Consider the following 7,190-nt stretch of genomic DNA (forward strand, 5'->3'; position numbering starts at 1 on the left):
GGTGAATGGAAGAGTGATTGAACATGATGATTTTCAACTGAAAGCAGCGGCGAAGGAAAGGGTGTTAGAAAGAGCCTACTGGACATCGATCTTATCAGGTGTCCAGCTTGATGGCCGCATTCCTCATACGGTTTCACATGCCAAGCCTGCTGCAATGAACCGATCGCTTCATTCGTCCTTCCCTGTGGCTATGAATCATTCGTTAAAGCAATTATGTGGAGATTCTGATTTGCGCCTGTTTATCGTGCTAACCACAGCAGCTTTTGGCTTGCTTCAACGTTATAGCGGAAAAACTGAGTTGATGGTGACTGTTCCTACAATGGAACAGTCTGCTAATCAATCCGCCATCAATCATATGCTGCCGCTGAAGGCAGAGATTGAGCCTCATATGAGCTTTAGCGCAGGGCTAGAGGCAGTGAAACAATCGTTTCAGGAGGCAGTGCGTCATCAAAACTATCCTGTTTATATTTTAATGGATGAGCTTTGGCATTCAGCAGGAGAAGACAAGAAGCGTGTCAATCTGGCATGTGCATTTGAGACATTGCATGGGCAAGTTGACAGAGAGCAGCTGCATGCGGATGTGCTTATTGTTTGGAAGAAAGAACAAGATCACCTTCATGCTGAAGTTCACTGGGATGCTTCCATTTATGATGACCACATGATGGAGCAGTTCTCCAATCATTTCATGGGATTCACAGAGCAATGTCTCGAAACGTCTGAGCAAACGATGAGCACACACTCATTTTTATCTGATATAGAGAAAAATCAGCTGTTTGATTCGTTTCAAGGGGAGTCGCTCGCTTATCCAGTGGATCGTGATATTGTGTCGTTATTTCAACAACAAGTCCAATTGCATCCAGCGCGAACGGCTGTTGTGTTTGGCACCACCTCCTATACATATGAAGAGGTTGATCATTTATCAGATCGCATTGCGCTTAGACTATCTCAAAGTCAGATAACACGTGAGACTCCTGTTGGACTCAGAATGTATCGATCTGCTGAACTTGTCATTGCCATTCTTGGCATCTTAAAGGCTGGCTATGCTTATTTACCGATTGATGTTCATCTACCGATTGAAAGAATTCGGTATATGCTCAAAAACAGCGGCGCTACAGCTATTGTCTCGGATACAGAAGGACACGAAGGATTGGATGTCGAGATTCATGTGATTCAAGACATGCTTCAAGAACCATCAATAAAAGAGAATATGACTTGGTCTATCTCGCCTTCGGATATGGCGTATGTCCTGTATACATCAGGTACGACAGGGCATCCGAAAGGTGTCGTTATCGAACATCGTCATGTCATTAATTTGGTATATGGAATGAAAACGCGCTTTTTTGATCTGCTCCCTAATTCTTTGCAAGTAGGGATGCTGGCTTCTCACATTTTTGATGCGTCTGTTCAAACATTGTTCCCGGCATTGCTCCTCGGGCATACGCTGCATATTGCCAAAGATGAAGTCCGTATGGATGGACATGCGTTATGGTCGTTTTACCAAGAACATCACATTCAGCTGTCTGATGTGACCCCCTCTCACTTGAAGCTGATGAACAAGGCAGCAGCGCAATCGAAACAAGACTTGCCAGCATTGAAGATGATGCTGGTGGGCGGAGAGGTGTTCACAAAAGAGCTGATGGATCAATTTTTACAGCATATATCAGGTGAAAAACCAATCATGATTAATGCGTATGGGCCGACTGAATGTACGGTTCAGTCATCATCCTTTTTGATTCCCCAAGACTGGGACGAACAAGTCATTCCTATTGGGCAGCCGATGCCGAATGAGCATATTTTCATATGTGACGCGCAAGGAGAGCCAGTTCCGATTGGCGTCTTTGGAGAGTTATATATAGCAGGCGATGGTGTAGGTCGTGGGTACATCAATCACCCTGATCTGAGCAAGGAGAAATTTATCAAAAAACCAGAGCTGAGCAGCGGGATGTTATACGGTACGGGAGATCTTGCAAGATGGCGGTTTGATGGTTTATTAGAATTTGCCAAGAGAAACGACGGTCAAGTGAAAATTAGGGGATATCGAATTGAGCTAGAGGAAATCCGTAGAGCGATTCTTGATGACCCGCATATGCAAGGACTGATTCAAGATGTCATTGTCATTCCTAAGGAAACGCAGGATCAGGACCAATATATTTGCGCATACATGATGGCAAAACAAGTGATAGATCAGCGTGCGCTTCGTCAGTCTTTAAGTGAAAGATTACCAGGTTATATGGTGCCGAGACATGTCATCCAAATAGAGCAATTTCCTTTGAATCTATCAGGGAAATTGGATATCCAAGCACTACCGAATCCAGAAGATCAGCTGTCAAACAATCAAGAGCCTGTGACCATTCAAGCACATAATGAAACAGAGCAGAAGCTTGTTCGCATTTTCGCCTCTATTTTACAAGTCCCTGCTTCGCAGATTCGTATAGATGAACCGTTTTTTGACTTAGGCGGGAACTCTTTTAATATCGTTGAGTTGTCCAATAAAGTGAAAGAGGAATTTCAGCAGGAGCTGACAGTGATGGAGCTGTTCCAATATACAACTGTTTCGCAAATAGCTACGCAATTAAAAAACAAAGCATCAGGGCAAGAGAAACAGATCGAAGATGATGGAGAAAATGAAGCGGATGACTTAGAAAGTGCCGCTCAACTGTTAGGCGGGATGATAGATGAGTAAGTTCACAGGATTAGAGGTTGCAGTGGTTGGGATGGCCTGCCGTTTTCCCGGAGCAAAGAATATTCATCACTTTTGGGACAACCTTGCAAATGGAAGAGAGTCCATCACGTTCTTTTCGAAGGAAGAGCTGCTTGAGGCAGGGGTTGAGAAAGAAGCATTGGATCATGAGCAATATGTACGTGCCAAAGGAGCAGTTGATCAGCATGATCATTTTGATGCAGATTTCTTTGGTTATTCACAGCGTGAAGCAGAAGTAATGGACCCGCAAATCCGCATGTTTCATGAGGTGGCGTGGGAATCTCTTGAAGATGCAGGCTATAACCCTGAAACCTATCAGGAACCGATTGGTTTATTTGGAGCCGCTTCTGCTAATTTATATTGGCAAGCTGCTTCCATGCTGATGAGAACGAATCACTCATCCGAACAATTTGCGGCTGTTCAGTTAACAGATAAAGATTTCATGAACACAAAGGTATCTTATAAATTGAATTTGAAGGGGCCGAGCGTAGCTGTTGATACAGCTTGTTCTTCCTCTTTGACTGCCATTCATATGGCGGCGCGTGCCCTGATTACTGGAGAATGTAAAATGGCACTCGCCGGCGGCGTCACCATTACGACCCCTCACAAAAAAGGATACATGTATCAAGAAGGCATGATCATGTCGCCAGATGGGCACTGCCGGGCTTTTGATGAACAGGCAGAAGGCACCGTTGGCGGTGAGGGCTGCGGTGTTGTTGTGCTCAAATCATTAAAGCAGGCACTAAAAGATAAGGACCATATCTATGGCGTGATTAAAGGGTCAGCCTATAACAATGACGGCGGGCGGAAGGTTGGCTACACAGCACCAAGCATAGAAGGACAAAGCGAAGTGATTAAAAAGGCACTCAACATCAGTCGTGTAGAAGCTGAGAGTATTTCTTATATTGAAGCACACGGCACCGGTACAACTCTTGGAGATCCGGTTGAAATTGAGTCACTAAAGAAAGCCTTTCAAACGGATAAAAAGCAGTTTTGTGCAATTGGGTCTGTGAAAACCAATATTGGTCATCTTGACTCAGCCGCAGGGGTTGCAGGTTTTATCAAGACAACGCTTAGTCTGTACCATCAGACGCTGCCGCCTAGCCTTCATTATAAAAAACCGAATCCGAAAATTGATTTTGAATCAAGTCCATTTTATGTCAATACAACACCCGTACCATGGATGAAAACAGGGCAGCCGCTGCGTGCTGGAGTTAGTTCGTTTGGAGTCGGTGGAACGAATGTACACCTGATCATGGAAGAGGCACCCGCCGCCGACAAACCGTCAGTAGAAAGAGATCATGAACTAATGGTGATTTCTGCAAGATCGAAGCAGGCGGTTCAAAAATCGGCTGAACAAATGACATCTTATTTAAAAGAACAAAAGCGTGTCACACTATCCGAGGCTGCCTTTACACTGCAAGAGGGACGAAAGCATTTTCCTTATCGACAAGCTTTTCTTGCAGGGCCTGACCGCACATTCCAGTCAGCTGGACAGCCGCAAAAGGCCTTTCAACAGCCGGCAGTTGTCTGGATGTTTTCTGGACAAGGTGCTCAGTATGTGAATATGGGCAAGGATTTATATGAGAAAGATCCTGAATTTAAACAAACGCTTCAGAAATGTTTTGCCATCATTTTATCTTTATCAGGTGTTGAGATCGAGAACGTGTTATATCCAACAACCGAAGAAGAGTTCATAAAAGCAGAACAACTCATACAGCAAACATCATATACACAAATCATCTTGTTTAGTTTTGAGTATGCGCTCGCATCGAAGCTGATGGGACTAGGCATACGTCCGCATTATTTCATTGGTCATAGTATTGGAGAAATAACAGCTGCCTGCGTGGCCGGTATCATACACCTTGAAGATGCAATCCGTATCGTTTTAAAAAGAGGCAGTTTGATGCAAAAAATGCCTCGGGGTGAAATGGCCGGAGTGTCACTCTCTGCCGAAGAGATTGAACATGATCTTCCAGAGGGTGTCGAGCTTTCTGCGGTGAATAGCTCACAATTATCTGTTGTTTCCGGTCCTCCAGAACGGTTACAGATCTATCTCGAACAAGCTGAAAAAAGAGGAGCTTCTGTCCAAACATTGAAAACCTCTCACGCCTTTCATACGAGTATGATGGCTGAAGCGTCCGTACAGTTTAAGAACGCTCTCTCAGAGATCACCTATCAGCAGGGCGAGGTTCCGATCCTTTCGAATGTGACAGGAAGCTGGTTAACAAATGAGCAAGCCTCATCGCCTGATTACTGGGCATCTCATATTAGGCAGCCTGTTTTATTTAGTCAAGGATTAGAGACGTTACTTGGACTTGGTGAAGTGGTTTTCATTGAAGTGGGACCAGGTCATACGTTAACTCAATTTGTGAGACGACATGATGACTATGATGTGAACAAAGCAGCGGCTGTTTCATTGGTGAGACATCCAAAAGAACAAGCTGCTGATGATGAATATATGAAAAAGGCTATAGGGAAGCTGTGGAGTTTTGGAGTGGAACCGAACTGGAGCGCTGTCAGAAAAGAAAAGACCCCATATCGAGTGTCACTGCCAACATATCCATTTGAGCATCAAATATTCCCCTCTCCGCAGTTTAAAGCGGATCAGCTGATGAGCAATTTAGCACCATCAGAAATGGGGGAGACACTCTCCGCTGATTTTCAAGACTGGTTTTACATTCCGGTATGGGAGCGCTCTGCACCTGTACTAAAAGAGCATCATCATCAAGGGAAGCGTATCTTGGTTTTTGAGAAAAATGGTCATATTGCCGCTTATTTGAAAGAGCGGCATGCAGAGGTTGTCAGCGTCTGTCAAAGTGATCATACGATCAAAGAAAATGACCAGGTGATGAAGGCTGACGTTCATATGCTGTCACACTTAGAGTGGGTGATGGCTGAACTGCAGCAATCTGGATTTATACCGGAAGAGATCATCTGGATGCATGATGAACTAACAGAAGATACAGGTGATCAGCCGAACTACTTATCTGTACTTGATCTCGTCAGGCTGATCAGTCAGCATCATAACACAACCATCCGTCTTCACCTTGTGACAAACCAAGCGCATGATGTTATCGGGATGGAGAAGGTCAATCCTCTTCAAGCAACATGTACTGGATTAGCTCTGACCATTCCTCAAGAATATCAGCATATTGCGTGTCAGCACATTGATTTATGTCAGGAAACAAAGGCGGACTGGCCGCTATTTCTTTCATATGAGGTTGCAATGCACGATCAAGAGGCAGTCGTGGCGTATCGGGGGAACAGTAGGTGGGTTCGAAAAGCTTCAAGTACACCTTTAAGCAAAGAGGAATCGTCCGCACAGCCTATCAGGACTCATGGTGTTTACCTCCTGACCGGCGGTATGGGAGGCATTGGTTTCACACTAGCTCAACATTTAGCAGAAACGTATCAAGCAAAACTTGTGTTCCTCAGCCGATCACAAATACGTGAACGCTCTGCATGGCATGAGCTGCGTGATGCGGATGGGAAAGAAGCTGAAACCGTGAAAAAGCTGATGACTCTTGAAGAGTTAGGAGCTGATGTACTAACTGTACACGGTGATGTGTCAGATAAAGACGCCGTGCAGAAAGCGATCCAGCTGGCTCATACATCATTTGGTGATTTACATGGTGTCATCCATGCGGCAGGAGAGGCAGATGGGAAGATCATCCAAGCAAGAACAGCAGACGATGAAATTCGCATGTGTCTGCCAAAAATCAACGGGACCTATGTGCTGGATGAAGCACTCAAGGATGAAACGCTCGACTTCTTTTTACTTTGTTCATCCCTAGTGTCCTTTCTTGGAGCGGCTGGACAAGTGGCTTATGCCGCTTCCAATGCTTTTATGGACAGCTTTGCTCATGAGAAGAGGCAGGAAGGAAAGCCAGTGATTTCTTTAAACTGGGATCGATGGGAAAAAGTCGGTATGGCACACAACTCAGCATTAGCGGCCAAAGTCAATGACATGATGACGCTCGAGGAGCAGGCGGGAATTTCACCAGATGAAGGAATCAAGGCCTTTCAGGAAGTGCTGCGTTTAGATTATCCGCAAATTCTTGTTTCTGTTCGAGACATGGGTGAGAGAATGAAACACCGATTAACACCTATGCAGCAGGAAGAAGAGTCGACTCAACAAATATCGCAGGTCATAGATGATCGTCTAGAAGCATCATTGTGTGATGTACTCAGCTCCTTTTTTCCTCATGAACCGGATGTGAATGAGAACTTCTTTGAAATGGGTGCGACATCCCTTGATTTACTGCAGATGAGCGGTCATATTAAATCAATTTATGGTATAGAGGTTCCAGTGGTCATGATGTATAGTCATCCAACGATCGCGTCATTGGCTGCAGAACTGAAGAAGATACATGGAGTGAAGGAAGAAAAGCAAGCTGTCACTGAGTCATCTAATCTCCGCAAACAGGCGATGGCAGATGGAAAGAACCGCCGTAAACAGAGATTAAAACGAAAATAGATGGGAGAA

General features: G+C 44.8%; 2 protein-coding genes. Both read left to right on the forward strand.

The window, feature by feature from the left end; genetic code table 11:
• Positions 1 to 13: 13 nt before the first annotated feature.
• Positions 14 to 2,683, forward strand: coding sequence for a non-ribosomal peptide synthetase (locus tag MHB79_RS03480; protein WP_340989011.1), 2,670 nt, complete (start codon positions 14 to 16; stop codon positions 2,681 to 2,683).
• Complete coding sequence (locus MHB79_RS03485; RefSeq protein ID WP_340989012.1) at positions 2,676 to 7,181, forward strand: type I polyketide synthase; 4,506 nt, start codon at positions 2,676 to 2,678, stop codon at positions 7,179 to 7,181. Before MHB79_RS03480 ends, MHB79_RS03485 begins: the two co-directional genes overlap by 8 nt.
• Positions 7,182 to 7,190: the final 9 nt, after the last annotated feature.

This window comes from Bacillus sp. FSL M7-0558, assembly GCF_038003245.1.
In the GTDB taxonomy this organism is placed as follows: domain Bacteria; phylum Bacillota; class Bacilli; order Bacillales; family Bacillaceae; genus Bacillus; species Bacillus pumilus.

Excerpts from the sequence above, each read along its gene's own strand:
- MHB79_RS03485 (WP_340989012.1), top strand. The coding sequence starts at position 2,676 with ATGAGTAAGTTCACAGGATTAGAGGTTGCAGTGGTTGGGATGGCCTGC.